This is a genomic window from Shewanella sp. ZOR0012 (assembly GCF_000798835.1).
Taxonomy (GTDB): Bacteria; Pseudomonadota; Gammaproteobacteria; order Enterobacterales; family Shewanellaceae; genus Shewanella; species Shewanella xiamenensis.
Map to the genome: position 1 here is coordinate 672,516 of NZ_JTLE01000094.1, position 21,153 is coordinate 693,668.

The 21,153-nt window shown below is 47.9% G+C and carries 18 protein-coding genes; 12 read left to right on the forward strand and 6 right to left on the reverse strand.

From position 1 onward, the window contains the following. Positions 1-54 precede the first annotated feature (54 nt). A complete protein-coding gene (gene ettA / locus L976_RS04780) occupies positions 55-1,722 on the reverse strand; it encodes an energy-dependent translational throttle protein EttA (RefSeq protein WP_047534771.1) in 1,668 nt (555 codons plus the stop codon). 190 nt (positions 1,723-1,912) lie between these two features. Here ettA and glyA point away from each other — a divergent pair, with 190 nt between their 5' ends. From glyA to L976_RS04825, 9 genes are all read left to right on the forward strand, one after another. Then, entirely contained in the window at positions 1,913-3,166 is a 1,254-nt protein-coding gene (glyA, locus tag L976_RS04785) for a serine hydroxymethyltransferase (protein ID WP_011625551.1), read from the forward strand. Positions 3,167-3,376: 210 nt separating this feature from the next. Continuing rightward, positions 3,377-3,826 (forward strand): transcriptional regulator NrdR, encoded by a 450-nt coding sequence (nrdR, locus tag L976_RS04790; protein ID WP_011073317.1) that lies wholly within the window; start codon positions 3,377-3,379, stop codon positions 3,824-3,826. A gap of 98 nt (positions 3,827-3,924) precedes the next feature. Then, entirely contained in the window at positions 3,925-5,070 is a 1,146-nt protein-coding gene (gene ribD / locus L976_RS04795) for a bifunctional diaminohydroxyphosphoribosylaminopyrimidine deaminase/5-amino-6-(5-phosphoribosylamino)uracil reductase RibD (RefSeq protein ID WP_047534778.1), read from the forward strand. 7 nt (positions 5,071-5,077) lie between these two features. After that, on the forward strand, positions 5,078-5,734 hold the full coding sequence (locus tag L976_RS04800; protein WP_011716201.1) for a riboflavin synthase: 657 nt from the start codon (positions 5,078-5,080) through the stop codon (positions 5,732-5,734). A gap of 67 nt (positions 5,735-5,801) precedes the next feature. After that, a complete protein-coding gene (ribBA, locus tag L976_RS04805) occupies positions 5,802-6,905 on the forward strand; it encodes a bifunctional 3,4-dihydroxy-2-butanone-4-phosphate synthase/GTP cyclohydrolase II (RefSeq protein WP_047534781.1) in 1,104 nt (367 codons plus the stop codon). A gap of 140 nt (positions 6,906-7,045) precedes the next feature. Beyond that, complete coding sequence (gene ribH, locus L976_RS04810) at positions 7,046-7,522, forward strand: 6,7-dimethyl-8-ribityllumazine synthase (RefSeq protein ID WP_011073313.1); 477 nt, start codon at positions 7,046-7,048, stop codon at positions 7,520-7,522. A 14-nt stretch (positions 7,523-7,536) separates the two neighbouring features. Continuing rightward, the gene (nusB, locus tag L976_RS04815; RefSeq protein WP_047534784.1) at positions 7,537-7,941 is read left to right on the forward strand and encodes a transcription antitermination factor NusB; all 405 of its coding nucleotides are present in this window, start codon (positions 7,537-7,539) and stop codon (positions 7,939-7,941) included. Positions 7,942-8,019: 78 nt separating this feature from the next. Further along, on the forward strand, positions 8,020-8,976 hold the full coding sequence (gene thiL / locus L976_RS04820) for a thiamine-phosphate kinase (RefSeq protein WP_047534785.1): 957 nt from the start codon (positions 8,020-8,022) through the stop codon (positions 8,974-8,976). Continuing rightward, on the forward strand, positions 8,976-9,470 hold the full coding sequence (locus L976_RS04825; RefSeq protein WP_047534787.1) for a phosphatidylglycerophosphatase A family protein: 495 nt from the start codon (positions 8,976-8,978) through the stop codon (positions 9,468-9,470). The genes thiL and L976_RS04825 overlap by 1 nt, the downstream gene beginning before the upstream one ends. A 116-nt stretch (positions 9,471-9,586) precedes the next feature. On the opposite strand, the gene recN is transcribed toward L976_RS04825, so the two are convergent. Both recN and L976_RS04835 read right to left on the reverse strand, forming a co-directional pair. Continuing rightward, positions 9,587-11,245, reverse strand: a complete 1,659-nt coding sequence (gene recN, locus L976_RS04830; protein WP_047534789.1) for a DNA repair protein RecN — start codon at positions 11,243-11,245, stop codon at positions 9,587-9,589. Positions 11,246-11,374: 129 nt separating this feature from the next. Continuing rightward, the gene (locus L976_RS04835) at positions 11,375-12,337 is read right to left on the reverse strand and encodes an AEC family transporter (protein WP_037421125.1); all 963 of its coding nucleotides are present in this window, start codon (positions 12,335-12,337) and stop codon (positions 11,375-11,377) included. A 253-nt stretch (positions 12,338-12,590) separates the two neighbouring features. On the opposite strand from L976_RS04835, the gene lldR reads away from it, so the two are divergent. Beyond that, positions 12,591-13,490: a LysR family transcriptional regulator LldR gene (lldR, locus tag L976_RS04840; RefSeq protein ID WP_037426242.1), complete on the forward strand. Its 900-nt coding sequence runs from the start codon at positions 12,591-12,593 to the stop codon at positions 13,488-13,490. A 2-nt stretch (positions 13,491-13,492) separates the two neighbouring features. Here lldR and L976_RS04845 read toward each other — a convergent pair whose 3' ends face one another. The 3 genes from L976_RS04845 to barA all read right to left on the reverse strand — a co-directional run bounded on the left by L976_RS04845 (position 13,493) and on the right by barA (position 17,250). Further along, entirely contained in the window at positions 13,493-13,726 is a 234-nt protein-coding gene (locus tag L976_RS04845; RefSeq protein ID WP_047534791.1) for a DUF3319 domain-containing protein, read from the reverse strand. 142 nt (positions 13,727-13,868) lie between these two features. Further along, a complete protein-coding gene (locus L976_RS04850) occupies positions 13,869-14,468 on the reverse strand; it encodes a YjaG family protein (RefSeq protein ID WP_037421135.1) in 600 nt (199 codons plus the stop codon). Further along, entirely contained in the window at positions 14,443-17,250 is a 2,808-nt protein-coding gene (gene barA, locus L976_RS04855; protein ID WP_047534792.1) for a two-component sensor histidine kinase BarA, read from the reverse strand. Before barA ends, L976_RS04850 begins: the two co-directional genes overlap by 26 nt. Before the next feature lie 101 nt (positions 17,251-17,351). Between barA and rlmD the strand changes: the two genes are divergently transcribed. Both rlmD and relA read left to right on the forward strand, forming a co-directional pair. Continuing rightward, the gene (gene rlmD, locus L976_RS04860) at positions 17,352-18,701 is read left to right on the forward strand and encodes a 23S rRNA (uracil(1939)-C(5))-methyltransferase RlmD (RefSeq protein ID WP_047534793.1); all 1,350 of its coding nucleotides are present in this window, start codon (positions 17,352-17,354) and stop codon (positions 18,699-18,701) included. 190 nt (positions 18,702-18,891) lie between these two features. Further along, entirely contained in the window at positions 18,892-21,099 is a 2,208-nt protein-coding gene (gene relA / locus L976_RS04865) for a GTP diphosphokinase (RefSeq protein WP_037421144.1), read from the forward strand. Positions 21,100-21,153 lie beyond the last annotated feature (54 nt).

Genomic DNA, 21,153 nt, shown 5'->3' on the forward strand with positions numbered 1-21,153 from the left:
CTCCTCAGATACACGCTTGCCTAGATTCTAGATTCTAGATTCTAGATTCTCGATCTATTTAGTCATGCGCTTGTATTTCAGGCGGTGTGGTTCAACCACATCGGCGCCATAGGTGTTCTTCAACCACGCTGAGTATTCGGTGTAGTTACCTTCGTAGAAGTTAACTTGGCCTTCGTCGCGGTAGTCCAGAATATGGGTCGCGATACGGTCTAAGAACCAACGGTCATGCGAGATCACCATAGCGCAACCAGGGAATTCGAGGATCGCTTCTTCCAGTGCGCGCAGGGTTTCAACGTCTAAGTCGTTGGTCGGTTCGTCGAGGAGCAGTACGTTACCGCCAGCCTGCAACAGTTTAGCTAAGTGAACACGGTTGCGCTCACCGCCCGATAGAGTACCGATAATCTTTTGCTGATCTGCACCACGGAAGTTAAAGCGGCCCACATAGGCGCGACTTGGAATTTCCATGTTGTTGATGCGCATGATGTCTTGACCACCAGAGATTTCTTGCCAAATGGTGTTTTTGTCATTCATCGAATCGCGGAACTGTTCAACCGACGCAAGTTGCACGGTTTCACCTATCTCAATGGTGCCGCTATCGGGTTGCTCGCTGCCTGACAGCATGCGGAACAGGGTCGATTTACCTGCACCGTTGGCACCGATAATACCGACGATCGCGCCCTTAGGAATCGAGAACGACAGGTTATCGATCAGCACGCGGTCACCGTAGGATTTGGTTAAGTTTTTAACCTCAATCACTTTGTCACCTAAACGTGGTCCGGGCGGAATAAACAGCTCGTTGGTTTCGTTACGTTTTTGGTAATCAGTGGTGTTCAGCTCTTCGAAGCGCGCCATACGGGCCTTGCCCTTAGACTGACGGCCTTTCGCGCCTTGGCGAACCCATTCTAATTCTTTAGCAATGGTCTTTTGACGTGCGCTTTCTGCGGCAGACTCCTGCTTCAAACGGGCATCTTTTTGTTCTAGCCATGAAGAGTAGTTACCTTCCCATGGGATACCCTCACCACGGTCAAGTTCTAAAATCCAGCCCGCAGCATTGTCGAGGAAGTAACGGTCGTGGGTAATCGCCACAACGGTGCCCGAGTATTCCTGGAGGAAGTGCTCGAGCCACGCGACGGATTCGGCGTCCAAGTGGTTGGTTGGTTCGTCGAGTAGCAGCATTTCTGGTTTTTCCAGCAGCAGACGACAAATTGCTACACGGCGGCGCTCACCACCCGATAAGACTTCAATCTTTTCATCCCAATCAGGCAGACGTAGCGCATTCGCCGCGCGCTCGAGGATGTTGTCTAGATTGTGGGCGTCCTGAGCCTGAATAATCGCTTCAAGTTCGCCTTGCTCTTTGGCAAGCGCGTCGAAGTCCGCATCGGGTTCTGCATAAGCGGCATAGACTTCGTCTAAGCGTTTGAGGGCATTTTTGGCTTCAGAAACCGCTTCTTCAATCGCTTCACGCACGGTTTGCGTTGGGTCGAGTTTGGGTTCCTGTGGCAGGTAACCAATCTTCAGACCTGGCATTGGGCGTGCTTCACCCTCAATCTCGGTATCGATACCGGCCATAATGCGCAGTAGGGTGGATTTACCTGAACCGTTAAGACCTAACACACCGATCTTAGCGCCGGGGAAAAAGCTTAAGGAAATGTCTTTAAGGATCTGCTTCTTAGGCGGAACAACCTTGCCCACCCGCAACATGCTGTAAACAAACTGAGCCATTTTTCTGCATCTATAAGTGACTAATGATGCGGCTAATTCTACTCGATTGCGCGCCGAACTCAACTCGGCATTGAGGCGCATTCAAGCTAAAACTGTAGGATTTTCATGTTTCAGAGACTGGGATTGTCGGCTCGTTACGAGTAGAATACCGCGCAACCCTACCTACAAGAATTGGCAGCTGGAGTAAGCAATGCTGAAAAAAGATATGAATATCGCAGATTATGATCCGGAACTGTTTAACGCGATTCAGAACGAAACTCTGCGTCAAGAAGAGCATATTGAGCTGATTGCTTCTGAAAACTACACCAGTCCACGCGTGATGCAAGCGCAAGGTTCACAATTAACCAATAAGTACGCCGAAGGCTATCCAGGCAAGCGTTACTACGGTGGTTGTGAGTATGTGGACGTAGTTGAAACCTTAGCGATTGAGCGTGCAAAACAACTGTTTGGCGCGACTTACGCAAACGTACAACCTCACTCAGGTTCTCAAGCAAACAGCGCCGTTTACATGGCATTGTTAAAACCAGGCGATACCGTTTTAGGTATGAACCTCGCTCACGGTGGTCACTTGACCCACGGTTCACCTGTAAACTTTTCCGGCAGACTGTACAACATCATTCCTTACGGCATCGATGAATCAGGCAAAATTGACTACGACGAAATGGAACGTCTGGCGGTTGAACATAAGCCTAAGATGATGATCGGTGGTTTCTCTGCTTACTCAGGTATCGTTGACTGGGCAAGAATGCGCGAAATCGCAGACAAAATCGGTGCTTACCTGTTTGTCGACATGGCACACGTTGCGGGTCTTATCGCCGCTGGTGTGTATCCAAACCCAGTGCCACACGCTCACGTTGTGACCTCAACCACTCATAAGACCTTAGCCGGTCCTCGTGGCGGTATCATTCTGTCTGCTGCCGATGATGAAGAGTTATACAAAAAGCTGAACTCTGCGGTATTCCCAGGCGGTCAAGGCGGTCCTTTGATGCACGTTATCGCGGGTAAAGCGGTCGCCTTCAAAGAAGCTTTAGAGCCAGAGTTTAAAGCTTACCAACAACAAGTAGTTAAGAACGCTAAAGCCATGGTTGAAGTGTTCTTAGAGCGCGGTTACAAAATCGTTTCAGGCGGTACTGACAACCACTTAATGCTGGTGGACTTAATCGGTCGCGACCTGACGGGTAAAGAAGCCGATGCCGCTTTAGGTAGCGCGAACATCACAGTAAACAAAAACTCTGTGCCAAATGACCCACGTTCTCCATTTGTGACCTCTGGTGTACGTATCGGTACGCCTGCGATCACTCGCCGTGGCTTTAAAGAAGCTGAAGCGAAAGAGTTAACCGGTTGGATCTGTGACATCCTCGACGATGCCCACAATCCAGCGGTCATCGAGCGCGTAAAAGGCCAAGTATTGGCTCTGTGCGCCCGTTTCCCTGTTTACGGTTAATTCGTTAATTTATCCAGATATGGCGGCTGAGTTCACAACTGCTTAGGGTGTCACTCTTAGGTGGTTAACCTCAGCCGATAAATAGGATAAAATCCCATGGCCGCATTAAGCGGCCATTTTTATTGCTAAAATCGTAGACTTAAACCCGCTCGGTTTAAGCTAGATACAGCGAAAGCCATAGGTTTTATTCCATTCACGGCAGGAGGCTCAATGCATTGTCCATTTTGCAGCGCGACAGATACTAAGGTGATCGATTCCCGATTAGTGGCGGAAGGCCATCAAGTGCGTCGTCGCCGAGAATGCACCGAATGCCATGAAAGATTTACTACCTTCGAAGGGGCCGAATTAGTGATGCCACGGGTGATTAAACGTGATGGCACGCGTCAACCCTTTGATGAAGAAAAGCTGCAAGCAGGTATGTTACGCGCGGTCGAAAAACGCCCCGTGTCCATGGATGAAATCGAGCAGGCCTTAAGTAAAATCAAGTCAACGCTGCGGGCGACTGGCGAGCGTGAAGTGCCATCCGAGATGATAGGCAACTTGATGATGGAACAGTTAATGAGCCTAGACAAGGTTGCCTATATTCGTTTTGCCTCGGTTTATCGCGCCTTTGAAGACGTCTCCGAATTTGGTGAGGCGATTGCGAAACTGCAAAAGTAACGTGGGTTCTCTTAAGTTAGTGCTTAGGTTCGTGCTTAGGTTAGTGCCTCGTTTTGCGCCGTATTCGGCACGCTTCCTCAAGATTTCATAGGGTTTATATGAATTGGTCAGAACTCGATAACCAGATGATGAGCCGCGCTATACAACTGGCTCGCAAAGGATTTTATACCACTCGCCCCAATCCCAGTGTAGGCTGCGTTATCGTAAAAGATAATCAGATTGTCGGTGAAGGTTATCATCAAAAAGCTGGCGAGCCCCACGCCGAGGTGCATGCACTGCGCATGGCTGGCGAGCTTGCCCGTGGCGCGACCGCCTATGTCACCTTAGAACCTTGTAGCCATTATGGCCGCACACCGCCGTGTGCTTTGGCACTGATCAATATTGGTGTAAAACGAGTCGTGGTGGCGGTGGAAGATCCCAATCCGCAGGTCGGTGGCCGCGGTATTCAAATGCTGCGCGATGCGGGCATTCAAGTGGATGTTGGTTTGCATCGAGACGAAGCTTACGCTTTAAATCTTGGTTTTATGAAGCGCATGGAATTGGGGCTACCTTGGGTGACGGTCAAACTGGCCGCGAGTCTTGATGGTAAAACCGCGTTATCAAACGGGGTGTCCAAATGGATCACAGGCCCCGAAGCTCGCCGCGATGTGCAGCGTTTACGTTTACGCGCCTGCGCCATAGTGACTGGGATTGAAACCGTATTGGCCGATGACCCATCCCTAAATGTGCGCTACTCAGAGCTTGGCAGTCTTAGCTCGCAATTGAGTGAAGCGCAGGTTTTACAACCGCTGCGAGTAGTTTTAGACAGTCGCGCCCGTATGCCTATTACGGCAGCCTTGTTTACAATTGAATCGCCGATTTTATTAGTCTCGACAGTGAGCTATTCGTCAGACTTTATGGCGCAATTACCCGCCCATGTGACTTGCCTCCAATTACCGGCGATTGATGGTCGAATCTCGCTACCCGAGCTCTTAAGCTATTTAGGCAAAAGCTGTAATCAGGTGCTTATCGAAGCGGGCGCGATCTTAGCGGGTGCCTTTATCGGCGCGGGATTAGCCGATGAATTAGTGCTATATCAAGCGATGAAAATCCTTGGCGCACAAGGGCGTAATCTACTCGAACTACCCGATTATCAAATGATGGCCGATATTCCGACCCTCAAACTGGTCGATGAGCGTAAAGTGGGCGCGGATACGCGTTTCACCTTGAGGCTCGAGTCCAATCCATCTTTAGCGAATAAGTGAGTTAACCATGTTTACTGGGATTATTGAGGCCGTTGGCACGCTGCGAAAGCTAGAACGTAAGGGCGATGATATTCGTTTAACGGTCGCCAGTGGCAAACTGGATTTAAGCGATGTGCGTTTAGGCGACAGTATCGCCACCAACGGTGTGTGTTTGACTGTGGTGCAACAATTAGCCGATGGCTATGTGGCGGATGTGTCAGCAGAAACCGTCAGCCTTACAGGCTTTGCCAACTATAAAGTGGGCACTAAGGTCAATCTTGAAAAGGCCGTCACCCCAACCACACGTTTAGGTGGTCATATGGTGAGTGGTCATGTGGACGGGATTGCTACTGTTGAGCAGCGTTTGGCGCGGGGCCAAGCGATTGAGTTTTGGTTAGCGGCGCCTACGGAGCTGGCACGTTATATTGCTCATAAAGGTTCTATCACCATCGATGGTGTGAGCCTCACGGTAAACGAAGTCGATGGCCATCGTTTCCGATTAACCATAGTGCCCCATACCGCGGGTGAAACCACATTGGTAGATTTGAAAGCCGGCGATAAGGTGAATATTGAAGTGGATTTAATCGCCCGCTATTTAGAGCGTTTAATGCGCTTTGATACTAAAGAAACCCAAGGCGGTGGGGTGACCATGGAAATGTTAGCCCGTGCTGGCTTTGTGCGTTAGGGCACTGGCACTTAGCTCACTTAGGTATAGAATTTCATAACAACAGTAAAATCATAAAGGTCCTACAATGGCGCTGCACAGTATAGAAGAGATCATCGAGGATATTCGTCAAGGCAAAATGGTTATTTTGATGGATGACGAAGACAGAGAAAACGAAGGCGACCTGATTATGGCGGCCGAGTTGGTGACGCCAGAAGCGATTAACTTTATGGCGAAATACGGTCGTGGACTCATCTGCCAAACCATGACTAAAGCTCGTTGTCAGCAGCTAAATCTGCCCTTGATGGTAACCAATAACAATGCGCAGTTCTCGACTAACTTTACGGTATCGATTGAAGCTGCCGAAGGCGTAACCACCGGGATTTCGGCCCACGATCGCGCCGTAACGGTAAAAGCGGCCGTGGCTAAAGATGCCAAGGCATCGGATTTAGTCCAGCCTGGGCATATCTTCCCATTAATGGCGCAGGACGGCGGCGTGTTAACCCGCGCTGGCCACACAGAAGCGGGTTGTGATTTAGCCCGTTTAGCGGGGCTTGAGCCGTCGGGCGTGATTGTTGAGATCCTCAATGAAGACGGCACCATGGCCCGCCGTCCTGATTTAGAGATTTTCTCTGAAAAACACGGCGTTAAAATCGGCACTATTGCGGCGCTGATTGAATACCGTAACACCAAAGAAACGACCGTTGTGCGTGAAGCAAAATGCAAACTGCCAACCCGTTTTGGTGAGTTCGATATGGTGACCTTTAGGGATACTATCGACAACCAATTGCACTTTGCCTTAGTGAAGGGCGAGGTGAAACCTGACTGTTTAGTGCGGGTGCATTTACAGAATACGTTTAACGATCTACTCCATTCTGAGCGCGATCAGCAACGCAGCTGGCCGCTCGAAAAAGCGATGGCGCGGATTTCTGCCGAAGGTGGTGTGTTAGTATTGCTTGGCAATCAAGAACATCCCAGTGAAATCCTCGCTAAAGTCAAAGCCTTTGAGGCGGAAGATCAAGGTCAGACGCCCGTGTCAGCCAAATGGCAAGGTACTTCACGCCGTGTCGGTGTAGGTTCACAAATTCTGGCCAGTTTAGGCGTGACCAAAATGCGACTCTTAAGCTCGCCTAAGCGTTACCATTCACTCTCAGGCTTTGGCCTAGAAGTGACAGAGTACGTAGCTGAGTAACAGGCTAAGCTTTTAATAGGTTCCACTAAGGTAAAATTCACCATTTCTATCATTTGCATAAGGCCGTGGGCAATTGACTGTGGTATCATGTCGCCACTTTTCGCCCCGAGCCGGGTGCTTTAGCTAAATTAGGTAAGAAAATGAACGTAGTTCAAGGTAATATCGAAGCGAAGAATGCCAAAGTTGCGATTGTAATTTCGCGTTTTAACAGCTTTTTAGTAGAAAGCCTGCTTGAAGGTGCACTTGACACGCTGAAACGTTTTGGCCAAGTCAGTGATGAAAACATCACTGTCGTCCGTGTACCTGGTGCGGTTGAGTTACCGCTGGCGGCACGTCGTGTTGCTGCAAGTGGTAAGTTTGACGGCATTATTGCACTTGGTGCGGTAATCCGTGGTGGTACCCCTCACTTTGATTTTGTTGCAGGCGAATGTAACAAAGGTCTAGCTCAAATTGCATTAGAGTTCGATCTGCCGGTTGCTTTCGGTGTATTGACTACAGATACCATTGAACAAGCTATTGAACGTTCAGGTACTAAAGCGGGTAACAAGGGCGGCGAAGCTGCGCTAAGCTTGCTTGAAATGGTCAACGTTTTGCAACAGCTTGAACAACAGTTGTAATAGTAGGAAAAATAATGAAGCCTTCTGAGCGCCGCAAGGCCCGCCGTTTAGCCGTTCAAGCCATCTATTCATGGCAACTAAGCGGGAATAATATTGCCGATGTCGAGCATGAGTTTTTAACTGAACAGAGTCTCGATGGTGTAGACGTAGCTTATTTTCGTGAGCTATTTGCAGGCGTAGCAACTAAGAAAACCCAATTGGATGAGTTAATCATTCCACACTTAGATCGCCCCATTGATGAGGTGTCTCCAGTGGAGAAAGCCATAGTACGCCTAGCGTCCTATGAGCTGACTTTCCGTAAAGATGTGCCATTTAAAGTTGCCATTAACGAGGCGATTGAATTGGCTAAAGCTTTCGGTGCGGATGAAAGCCATAAGTTTGTTAATGGATTACTCGACAAACTGGTTGCACGTAAGTAATAAGGACAAACGGTATCTTAGGATACCGTTTTTCATTGCTAACAAAGGTGGCCGATGTGAGTCGCGCCAAACTGTACAGTGAAAGAATTCCAGCTTATTGAATGTTATTTCAATCACCGCGGCCCAGCACGCCGTGATGTCAAATTGAGTATTGGCGACGATTGCGCCCTTGTGCAGCCCGCCGAAAACAAGTCGATCGCCATTTCCTGCGATACCTTAGTCGAAAATGTTCACTTCTTCCCCGATATTCCACCTCAAGCCTTAGGTTACAAAGCCTTAGCTGTAAATCTTTCTGATTTAGCGGCAATGGGGGCCGAGCCTGCGTGGATGACGCTTGCACTCACTTTGCCAGAGGTTAACGAGACCTGGCTGAGTGGTTTTAGTGAAGGCCTGTTTGAAGCGGCAGAATATTATGGCATCGCCTTAATAGGTGGTGACACAACTCGCGGACCTAGGGCGATTAATATCACAGTGCACGGGCAAGTCCCTCATGGCAAAGCCTTGACCCGTCATGGCGCTAAGGCCGGTGACTGGATTTATGTAACGGGTACGCTTGGTGATTCTGCGTTAGGGCTGGACTTGATCCGCGGCGTGCAACATGCGCGAGCGGAGCATAAAGAGTTTTTGATTAATCGCCATTATCGACCCACTCCTCGAGTATTGGCTGGGCAATCATTGCGCTCTTTAGCATCCAGTGCCATCGATTTATCCGATGGTTTTATCTCGGATATTGGGCATATCCTCAAGGCATCAAAGGTTGGCGCTGTAGTCGATGTGGGGGCGATTCCTTTGTCGCGCGCGATGCAAGATACCGTGAGCGAAGAACATGCATTAGGCTATGCGCTGACGGGGGGCGAGGATTATGAACTGCTCTTTACCGTGCCTGAGGCACAAAAAGGTGCGTTAGAAACCGCCCTCAGCCATGCTGGTACTAAGTTTGTCCGTGTTGGGCAAATCTGTGCGGGCAGTAAGCTTAAGTTGCAACTTAATGGTGAGCTATTTACGCCACCGTACCACGGTTTTGAGCATTTTTAATGAAGTTGTTATCCGAAGATCAGGCGCTGTCGCGCCTGTCCCTTAAAAATCCTATTCATTTTTTAGCCCTTGGTTTTGGCAGTGGTTTAGCGGCTAAGGCTCCAGGTACTTTTGGTACCTTGGCGGCAGTCCCGCTCTATTTATTATTGGCCCAGTTGCCCTTGAGTTGGTATTTAGCCGTGACCTTAGTGTGCGTACTCGCGGGGATTTATATCTGCGATAAGGCCGCTAAGGACATGGGCGTACATGACCATGGCGCGATTGTATGGGATGAAGTTGCAGGTTTATTGATCACTATGATTGCCGCCCCCGCTGGTATTCTGTGGCTCGCTGTCGGTTTTGTGCTGTTTCGGCTATTCGATATCCTAAAACCTTGGCCGATACGTTGGCTCGACGCCAAAGTTGAAGGTGGTTTCGGCATTATGATAGACGATGTATTAGCAGGATTTTTTGCACTTATTTGTCTGCAAGTGATTGTCTTTATTAGCCAATAATATCTTTAGTTAACCCAAACTAAAGTTCGTTACCCTATAAATGTCAATGCCTTATCTGCTGTAGATAAGGCATTGGTTATCAAGCTTTATTTTCGTTGCAGTGGCTTACTGTATTTTTACTGTAATAGTTCTCGTGCATTGGCGAGAGTGTTAGAAGTAATTGTATCGCCACCAAGAAGTCTGGCTAATTCTTGGATACGTTGCTCCCTATCCAAAGGCATCATAGTGGTTTCTGTACTGCCCGCCTTGTTGAATTTATTCACAAACATATGTTGATGGCCATTACCAGCAACTTGAGGTAAATGGGTTACACAAAGTACTTGAGTCGATTCTCCTAGACTACGTAGCATTCTGCCAACCACTGCAGCGGTCGGGCCTGAAATTCCGACATCCACCTCGTCGAAAATTAGGGTAGGAGTGGCAACCTTTTTTGCAGTAATCACTTGGATGCCTAAACCGATACGCGACAATTCACCGCCAGAGGCTACCCGTGAAATCGGTTGTAAAGGCTGGCCAGGGTTGGTTGTGACCATAAACTCGATGTTATCGCTGCCATTTACCGACATAATCTCGGGATTAAAATTCACTTCAATAGTGAATTTCCCCTTGGGCATATTCAGCTCATGGATAGATTGAGTCACTAGCTTATCCAGTTCTTTCGCATAACGGGCGCGGCTCTGGCTCAGTTTTTGTGCGTTCGCTAAGTAAGCGGTTTTACTCGCTTCAACTTGGAGTTGGATTTCCTCTAACTTAGTTTCATCGTCATCGAGGGTTGTGAGTTCCGCTTTGAGTGCCAAATGATGTTCGGCTAATTTGTCAGGGCTAACATGATGCTTACGGGCCAGTTGCATAGCCTTTGAGAGTCGTTCCTCTAAATAGGCAAAATGTGCGGGATCGAGTTCGAGTTTACTCAGGTAATGCTGTAATTCTCCCGCGCTCTCTTGTACTTGAATGAGGGCCTCATTCAACATAGTACTGACATTGGTTAATGCGGGATCATAGCTTTGCAAATTTTCAGCAAGGCTTACAGCCTTGTTAAGCAGTGACTCAATATTGCTCTCTTCGCCATCAGTGAGTAAATATAGGCTGGCTTGGCAGCTATCCACCAGTTCAGTGCCATTGGCGAGGCGTTTATGCTCTTGCTCAATATCTTCAAATTCACCGATCTTGAGGTCGAATTCATCTAGCTCTTCAACTTGATATTGCACCAGTTGTTTTCGGGCAATACGTTCATGCTGCGAAGCTTCTAATTGTTTGAGTTCGGCTTCGATTTGTTTACAGCGTTGATAGCTTGCCGCCACTGTGTCTATCAGTAGTCTGTGATTGGCGTAGCTGTCGAGCAAGGTGAGTTGATGCTCACTCTTTAGCATAGCATGGTGGGCGTGCTGCCCATGGATACCGACCAGCAATTGCCCGAGTAATTTCAGTTGAGTTAACGGCACAGGGTTGCCATTAATGTAGGCGCGTGAGCGGCCATCACTGCCAATAGTTCGACGCAGAATACACTCATCATCAAGTTCGAGATCGTTATCTTCGAGCCAACGTTTGGCAAGGGGAACATCGTGTAGTGAAAATCGAGCACTGACTTCGGTTTTACTTGCACCAGGGCGAACGCTGCTGGCATCGGCACGATTACCTAGGCACAAACCTAAGGCGTCGATGGCGATGGATTTACCTGCGCCAGTTTCACCAGTAATGCTGGTCATACCGGGACGAAAATCCAGTTCGAGAAAACGGACGATAGCGAAATTATTGATGCTGAGTTGGCAAAGCATAATGAGTTCCTGTCGAAAAACTTACCAAATCACTGTATTGATAAACAGTATATACTGATTTTATATACAGTAAAGTGGCTTTGGGTAAATATTCGACACATTGCAATAAGCTAGAGTTTAATCGCTTGTTTATGAATAGGTTTTAACAAGTTGTTCTAAAATAGGTAAGCTAAAAAAAGTCACTATAGTGCCAAATAATATCCCCTGCGCACTGGTTGAGGCTTGGGTGTTATAGCGCTGAGCAAGTAAATAGACGCTGGCCGCCGTAGGTAAGGCACTGAGGATTACACCCATCACTAAGTAATCTCCACTAACGCCAACGCTTTTAAGCATGAAGAAAACCAATGCGGGTTGTAGGATTAATTTAAAGAGGTTGATAAGGCTAAGTTCGATAAGATTCGTCAGGCTAAATACCTTGCTATCTTTTTGGTAGCGCATGGCTTTGGCTAATACCATGCCAACGGCAAATAAAGCACAGGGGCTTGAGGTATTGCCAATTTGTTGGATCATCATCGCTACGCCAGAGGGCAGTGTTATCCCCAATGCCGAAATTGCAATGCCGATAAAGCAGCCGATAACGATGGGATTTTTAACCACAGCTAAACACATGATCACTACGGCGTGGTGTTGTCTGTGGGTATTTGTCGTAAGCTCCAGCGAGACCAAGGCCACGGCAAACATAAGCACGGACAATAAACTGGCTATGGCGGCGGCAACTAGGGCGCTTTGTTGTTCAGGAAATATAATCACCAGCAGCGGAATACCAATAAATGCGGTATTGCCAAAGGTGGCATTTAAGGCGCGCACGGCGGCAATTGCATGCTGTTTAGGATTGAAAAGTAAGGATATACCAACACAAATCAGATAAATCATCAGCATGGCTGCGCTGTAGCCTGCAATAAATCCCCATTGCAGAATTTCTTCAATCGGTTGTTGCGCCAGTGCAATCAAGAGAATGGCAGGAAACGCAATATAGTAGACATATTGATTGAGCACTTGGTCGGTTTCTACTGGGAGAAAACGCAGTTTTTGTACAAGAGTGCCGAGCAGCATGATCCCGAAGACGGCAAACAGAGGGGTTAAAATGGTCATATCCCTCACTCATCCTTTTGTGTTTTTTGCTTTCCCGCAACAAGACGTTGTGGGTGCGCTAGCAGGGAATAATACCTAGGGTAATTGACGATAATCGGTGTTAGCGCAGTAAACTTATTGGCAAAATAGCATAGGATTAACCTTGGAAGCTATTGCGCTATGGTCGTAGAAATGAATAATTCTACGTTTAAAACACAATGAGTTAGTGCCTTATACCTATGAGCGGCACTCACGCTAAACGATGGGATTGAACATGGCTGATGATGTTGGCGCTGAGCTGCAGTTAATTTATCTGTTTGTGCATTTGGTGAATGCGGGCAGTTTTTCTCAAGCCGCGAAAGTGCTCGATATGCCTATCGCCACCGTGAGCCGTAAGCTGGCCAAGCTTGAAGAAAAACTCGATAAGCAATTGTTTATGCGAAGTACCCGCAAGCTGCGATTAACCGAGGAAGGTTTAGCGTTATTTCAGCGATATCAGAGTGCGATTGCACAGTTCGATGAGCTCAGTGGCATTGGCAGCGATAAACCTGAAGGCACATTGCGGATAGCTGCGCCAATCTCAATTATTTCAATTATCTTTATTCACGCATTAAACGAGTTTGGCCGTTTATATCCCGATATTCGTTTACACATTTCCCAAAGCAATGAGTTAGTGGATTTAATTGATAAAGGGATTGATGTCGCGATTGTCGGTGGTGCACAGCCTGATTCTTCTTGGGTGTCGAGTACTTTAGGTGAGCTTGATTATCGTTTGTTTGCGACGCCGGAATATTTAGCCCATGCCCCTGAATTAATCCATCCCGATGATCTTGAAAACCATCAGTTGATCAAAGTTTGGCCGCTGTTTAATTGGCATTTAAAGCATCCTAATGGCGAGTCTTTCTATTTTAATGGCCCAACAAAACTCACGCTCACGGATCTCCATGGCGCGATTCAGGCGACCTTAGATCATGGTGGTATTCTGTATGGGCCAGAATTATTTGTAAAACAACAGATTAAAGAAGGGCGTTTAAAAGTGCTTTTACCGGAATGGATTGGCGAACAACGTAGGATTTCGATTCTATATCACCAACGTAGTCAGCAACCGCTGAAAGTGAAGGTGTTTATCGAGTTTATGCAATCCAAAGCGCCCGAACTTTTTTCAATGGCTTAAGATTAACGTTTACGGGGTTTTAAAGTATTTTGGCTCATGGAGTTTTGCGTTTGCTTCGCATCTTGCAGGCTCGCACGGGTGGCGGGCACAATCCCAAGCTCACGGTAATAATTCACTAAACGGCGTAATTCAAATAGAGAACCAATACGGTTTTGCCCGCCTATGGTGAGTTTCCAGGTATCGGTACGGCCTTCGCTATTGGTTAAAATAAAACCTTGATAAACAATTTTTTTCATATTGAATGGGTTATAGAGTTAACTCTATCCTCCGGTGATTCAAACCCGTCGCTGATGCTACCTAAGCAGTAAAAATGTTAGGTAACATCGCCGGATTTTCAAGGCAACTGAAGAGATAAACCCTAGACCTTAAACGGGTTTATTATGCGACGCTGATCCCGATATTCGATACACCCGCTTCGATAATCTCTTTGCGTAACCCCTTCACTAATTCGGCAGTAATCTTAGGGTTTTCTTCGATAATTTCCAGCAGGGTATTTTGTAGCGCGCGCTCTTCTTCCATCACTTCATGGGCGAAGACGTAGTCATCTAAGGCATCATCGGTTAACTCTACATCGCTGATAGTCTCGATATAGTTCGCCACAGTGCTTGAGGATAACTTGCTGATATTGGTTATATCTTCCTCAAGGTTGGTTTGAATCGCCCCAAGCAAAGTGGAAAGTGCAACCACGGCATCCATTGCTGGGTATACGCCATAGCTATCAAAATCGGCAGGATCTGGGGTGTTATCTTCTAAGCGTTGCAGATGCACATCGATGTTGAATTTCAGCTTATTGTCGTACTGGGATTGCCAAAGAAGCTCGAGCACAGTGCTTAATACCGCAGGATCACCAAACTCACAAACCTCTGAAAACAGTTGATAGTTAGGCAACATTCGTTGGCAAAGGGCAATGGCAAAGAGTTTTTTCTGTGGTAGTTCTAGCGCTTTTAAACGCTTAAAGAAGCCCGTTTTTTTGGTCATCTGTTATTTCCGCTGATAGCTGTGATAGCACTTGTTTTGCCGCCGATTCTACCTTAGTTAGCTCATCAAGTAACTCTAGTATTTCCGGTTCGAGATCTTCGACACGGGCATCACGTTTCAATGCCGATTCAATCTCTTGGCATAATCGCTGTGTGGTCGGCACCCCGCAATAGCAACTGGCGCCATGAAGTTTATGGATAGTGCGGAGCATCGTGGTTTGATCGTTTTGACTCAGTGCCGTCTCTATCGCTGAGACCGTTTGAGGTAACGATTCAAATAACATGCGTAGCATATCTAATGCTAGGTCAGACTTATGGTTAGCTTGGGTTAAGCAAAGATCCCAGTTGAGGGTATGTAAATCAAAGTGAGTGAATTTGGGCCGAGTGATCCAGCGGTTTATCTCTGCTTTAAGTGCGGCTTCATCTATGGGTTTGGGCAAATAACCATCCATGCCACTACCTAAAATTAGCTCACGTTCCTCGGCAATTGCATGGGCGGTCACGGCAATAATCGGCGTATTTCGGTTCATCGACCCTTGGCGAATTTGCTTGGTGGCGCTGATACCATCGGTGCCAGGCATTTGAATATCCATAAAGATAAGATCAAAAGTGCGAGTCTTCGCCTGTTTTACCGCTTCTTCACCGCTATTGACGGCGATAACGGTAGTGACTAGTTCGTTAAGCAGCGTATCAATCAGTTTTAAATTGGCGAAGTTATCGTCCACCGCTAATACGGTAAGCGATTGGCGTGCCGCTGGAACTGTAATACTTGCGGGTGGTAATAGGTCATATTCCATTGGTGGATAGAGCATATTACGCGCCAGTTGGTGCTCGCTTACTGGCAGAGACAATACCACGTCAGCATTGGGGCGAATAAACTGACTTAACATGTCTTGCTCTTGGCAGTCGAATAGCACGACTAAACAATCTGTTTTTGTCTTGGCTAGATTTAACGTACTCACCAATTGATTGGGATTGCTAAATCCATGGCAACTCAATAACACATAATCAAACGGATGCTCAGTCGTTGATAGGGTTGTCAGCAAACTAGGAATATGTTGATGATGAGTGACCTTAGTATCCCACTGTGTTAGTTGGCGACTAATCACTGAATGGGTGAGTACTCTGGGCTCATAAAAGAGCACGGTTTTATCTTTCAGTTTTTCAAGCGGTAGTGAATCACCAATTTGGAATTGACCAAGGCCTAATGGTAGGGTGAACCAGAAGTTAGAGCCCTTATCCACCGAAGAGGTAAAGCCAATTTGACCGCCCATTTGGTTGACGAGGCGTTTGGTGATGACTAATCCAAGCCCTGTTCCGCCAAAGCGGCGGGAAATCGAGGAGTCAGCTTGACCAAAGGCTTGGAACAGGAAGTCTTGCTGACTTTCATCAATCCCAATCCCGGTATCGATAACATCACAGCGCAGCACCACTTGTTCATCGGTCTGCGCTTGTAATTCTAATTTAACCAGTACGCTGCCTGAGTCGGTAAACTTGATAGCATTGCCCACTAAGTTATTGATAATTTGACACACACGCATGGCATCGCCATTAACGTTGTCGGGGACGTTGGGCGCAATATCGACGACCAATTCCAGCCCTTTGGCCTGCGCACTGCCGGAGATTAAAGTGATTGTCTCACCTAAGGTTTCCCTTAAACCAAATGGCATGTTTTCTAACACCATTTTGCCGGCTTCGAGTTTAGAGAAGTCGAGAATATCGTTGATAATCGCCAGTAGGTTAGTCGCGCTGCGCTCAATGGTATTAATGTAATCGACTTGGCTCGAATGCAGCGGGGTTTTAACGAGCTGACGGGCAAATCCTATCACGCCGTTTAATGGGGTGCGCAGCTCGTGGGACATATTCGCCAAAAACTCTGACTTAATGCGGCTGGCTTCTAACGCGCGTTTTTTGGCTAAATCGAGCTCGACGTTTTGGATCTCAATCTGTTCTAAGGTTTCCCGCAGATCCGATGTCGCCTGATCGATATTTTGCTGCATCTCATCGTGGTATTCCGATAACGATCCTGCCATGGCATTAATGCCGCGTTTTAGCAGATCCAGCTCGCCGATAAGATTGCCTTCGAGCCGTGCATCCAGTTTACCCTCACGGATTTTGGCGACCACCCGCACCATTTCGGTAATCGGCTGGGTGACGTTTTTAACCAGACGAAAGGTAAACAACAGGTTCAATTGCACCCCAATCAACACGATAATAAAGGCGGCCACGGCGGCTCTGTGTTGCTCTAGCAAGGCGCGTTCTTTATTGATAATGACCGAAATATAGCCGAGTAACTCGCCATTATCGGTTTGGATATCAAAATTTGCAGGCTCGCCACCCGTAGGCTGAGCGGTGGCAAAGATCGGTGTGCGTAGAATAAGGCTGTCGCCTACATGTTCAATTTCGGTTTTGTGAAGATTGGTTAGCGCCTCTTTGTAGCGCATGATCTCGAAATCTTTATGGTAGTGCGATGTAACAAAGAGTTGATTATGGATATCAAAAATCGCAATCGATTTAACCAGCGTGGATTTATTGAGTTGGGCTGCGGCAAGGAGTCTTTTCGTTGCTTCCCTATCATTACCGACCAGTCCCACTTCGCTGGCAATCGCTAAAGGCTCGATAATATTACTGCCCTGTTCAATCAGCGTATCTTCGAGTTCATAGAAGCGATTTATGGTAAAGTAGCTGCCCAGCAGAATACCGACTAAGATCGTCGGCGCAAGCGCAAGCACCAGAACCCAGGAACGTAAGCTGTATTTGGTCATGTTGTTGACAGGGTTCATAGCCGCAGCGCAGTTTCCTAAGTTCTAGGGACGATATAATTTTATAAGACTGCCAGAAAAAGGGCGGTCTTGACCAGTTTTTTATTGATTTAGAGGCCGAAATGGCACAATTTTTTAAAGCAAAACCAAATAGTTCCAAGCAATTGTCCGCGAAGCAATCCTTTAGCGTGCAACAGCTCGATCACCTTGGGGCAGGTATAGCACAACATCAGGGAAAAGTCGTATTTATCCCCGGGGCCTTGCCCAGTGAAACCGTGCAGGCGCAGCTGACCGAACAAAAGAAAAACTATGCCCGAGCCAAGCTGATTAAAATCGAGACGCCAAGCGCTGAGCGAGTCACGCCGTTATGTCCACACTACCAAAGCTGTGGTGGCTGTGATTTGCAGCATATGTCATTAGCTGGCCAGCGTGAGCATAAGTCGGCGGCCTTGATTGATATTATGGCCAAATTTGCTGGCGCCGAAGGCAACTCAGTGCCCGCATTGACCGGCGAAGGCTGGCACTATCGCCGCCGCGCACGCCTTGCGACCCTATTTGATAAAAATACCAAGCAGTTAAGCCTTGGGTTTCGTGCCTCAAGCAGCAACCAAGTCGTACCTATTGATAGCTGTTTAGTCTTGGCTAAGCCCTTAGCGGATTTAATCGCCCCGTTTGCTAAGTTACTTAATCAACTGGCGGCGAAATCAAGCCTTGGGCACTTAGAATTGATTGATGCCGACAATGGTCATTTTGCGGTAATTCGAATCACAAAAACCTTAAACGATAAGGATATGGCTAAGCTTGCGCAGTTTGCCGAGCAGCATCAAATCCATATTTGTTTGCAAGACAACGACGGCGAGTTCCATGGGGTGAATGGCTCGCTGTTATTGCCCGTCTATCAGCTGCTCGATGATAAAGCCGATGCAACGCCTGTGAGCTTAACCTTTACCCCTGGCAACTTTGTGCAAGTCAATGCGCAAATTAACAAGGCCATGGTGGCGCAGGCGTTAGACTGGTTAGCACCGCAGCCGGGTGAGCGCATTCTCGATCTCTTCTGTGGTATGGGGAACTTCAGTTTGCCTTTAGCTAAACTGGGCGCCGAAGTGATTGGGGTTGAAGGGGTGCCAGAAATGGTTAGCCAAGCCCGTGAAAACGCGGCGGCAAATGGCTTAAGCAATTTAACCTTTTACCATGGCGACTTAAGTGCCGATTTATCCTGCGAGCCTTGGATGGGTAAGATTGATAAATTGCTACTCGATCCAGCACGCGCGGGTGCATTTGAGAGTTTGCAATGGCTTAAGAAGATGAAACCCCGCCAAGTGGTGTATGTGTCTTGTAATCCGGCGAGCTTAGCCCGCGACAGTGCGGTGTTGCTCGAACGTGGCTACAAGTTACAAAAGTTAGGCTTAATCGATATGTTCCCGCAGACACATCATATCGAAGCCATGGCGTTGTTTGAGCTTGCAAAATAAGTCTTGTATGTCGGGCAAGGTTTTCTCATTTGCCCGCGTTATTCGTGTGTAAAGTAAGCAAAGCGTTTGAATAACGTAAAAAATGTGAAGTTTCGTCTCGTTGGGTTTGACAAGTCCGTGCCAATGCTGAAGATAGGAGTGCCGAGGTGGTGCCACTTTTCTCTGAGCACGAATAAGGAAACAAATTAAGATGGTCTCTGTTCGCGAAGCGCACTTTAATGATCCCGATTTTCATCTTGAAGAGTGGGTGGCTCGCTATGTTAGTCATGTCGATGAGGCGCAAACCTTACTCGCCCTGATTGAGCAGGTCGATGCTTTACCCGCTAAGAGTCCTGCCGCGAAAAGAGAACTGCTTGAACGTGCCCGCGAGATGATTGAAATCCTCGCGCCGCTGAATATGGACATTGAGACGCTGCAAGCGGCCATCCTGTTTGTGGTGTTTGATGCCGGTTTATTAGACGAAGAAGCGATCAAAGAAAAGTTTGGTGAGCCGCTGGCGCGGTTAGTCGCCAGCGTGGTGACCATGGATGCCATTGGCGCGTTAAAAATCAATCCCAATAGCCGCTCAACCGAGCCGCAAATCGACAATATCCGCCGCATGTTGCTGGCGATGGTCGAAGACGTGCGCGCCGTGGTGATAAAACTGGCCGAGCGTGTTTGTTTGCTGCGCGCCGTGAAAAATGCCGACGAAGAAACCCGCGTCTTGCTGGCCCGCGAAATTGCCGATATCTATGCGCCGCTCGCTAACCGTTTGGGGATTGGTCAGTTAAAGTGGGAATTAGAAGATATTTCCTTCCGTTATCTGCATCCAGATACCTACAAGGACATTGCCAAACAGCTTGATGGTAAACGGTTAGACCGCGAAGTCTATATCGAAAAATTTGTTGAACAGTTGCAGCAGCGCCTCGATGAGGATCATATCCGCGCTAAGGTGTATGGTCGTCCAAAACATATCTACAGCATCTGGCGCAAGATGAAGGGCAAACACCTCAAGTTTGATGAGTTGTTTGACGTGCGCGCCGTGCGGATTGTCACAGAGCGTTTGCAGGACTGTTATGGCGCCTTAGGCGTAGTGCACACTCTTTGGCATCATATTCCACGCGAGTTCGACGACTACGTGGCCAACCCTAAACCTAACGGTTATCAATCCATCCATACGGTTGTGGTGGGGCCTGAGGGTAAAACCGTTGAAATTCAAATTCGTACCCAAGATATGCATGAAGATGCAGAGCTTGGGGTTGCCGCGCACTGGAAATACAAAGAGGGTAATCACTCCGGTAAGCAAAGCGGTTACGAAGAAAAAATCAATTGGCTGCGTAAAATTCTGCAATGGCAGGAAGACGTGGTCGAAAGCGGCAACTTGGTCGAAGAAGTCCGCAGCCAAGTGTTTGAAGACCGAGTCTATGTGTTTACCCCAAGCGGTGAAGTGGTCGATTTACCACTCGGCTCAACCGTGCTCGACTTTGCCTACTATATTCACTCGCAGGTCGGCCATAAGTGCATCGGCGCTAAGGTTGATGGCCGCATTGTGCCGTTTACTTATCAGGTTGAAACGGGTGAGCGTATCGAGATCATTACCTCGAAGCACCCTAATCCTAAGCGCGATTGGCTCAATCCAAACTTAGGCTATATCCGCACCTCGCGGGCGCGCTCGAAAATTCAGCATTGGTTTAAGCAGCAGGACCGCGATAAAAACATTATCGCCGGTAAAGAAATGCTCGAAGCCGAGTTGGCGCGAGTGAGCCTTAAAATCAAAGATGCTGCCATCGCCGTTGAGCGTTTTAATATGGCGAGTATGGACGACTTGCTTGCGGCCATCGGCGGCGGGGATGTGCGTTTACATCAGGTTGTTAACCATATCCAAAGTAAGTTACGCCTCGATGAGGCGAGCGAAGAAGATGCAGTTGAAGAATTAGTTAAGAAGAGCCAACCCAAATCTGGTACCAACAGCCGTGGGCAGGTGGAAGTGAATGGCGTGGGTAACTTACTCAGCCATATCGCCCGTTGCTGCCAGCCCGTGCCTGGGGATGAGATTTTAGGCTTTATCACTAAAGGGCGCGGTATTTCGGTGCATCGCTCCGACTGTGAGCAGGTGAAAGAGTTGATGCGCGTTCACCCAGAGCGTGGCGTCGATGTAGTTTGGGGCGAAAATTACTCCGGCGGTTATCGCATGCGCCTGCGCGTCTTGGCACATGATCGCAGCGGCTTATTGCGGGATCTCACCTCAGTACTCGCCGCCGAAAAGTCCAATGTACTCGCCATGAGCTCGTCATCGGATATTAAGAATCAGACGGCAGCCATTGAGCTGGAATTAGAACTTTATAATCTCGATGGCTTATCGCGGGTGTTATCTAAGCTCTCCCAAGTCGATAGCGTGATAGAAGCGCGCAGATTGTAATTCTCGACGCTGTGATGATGCGTTGTAAAAAGCGGTAGGGCATAAAGCGCTACC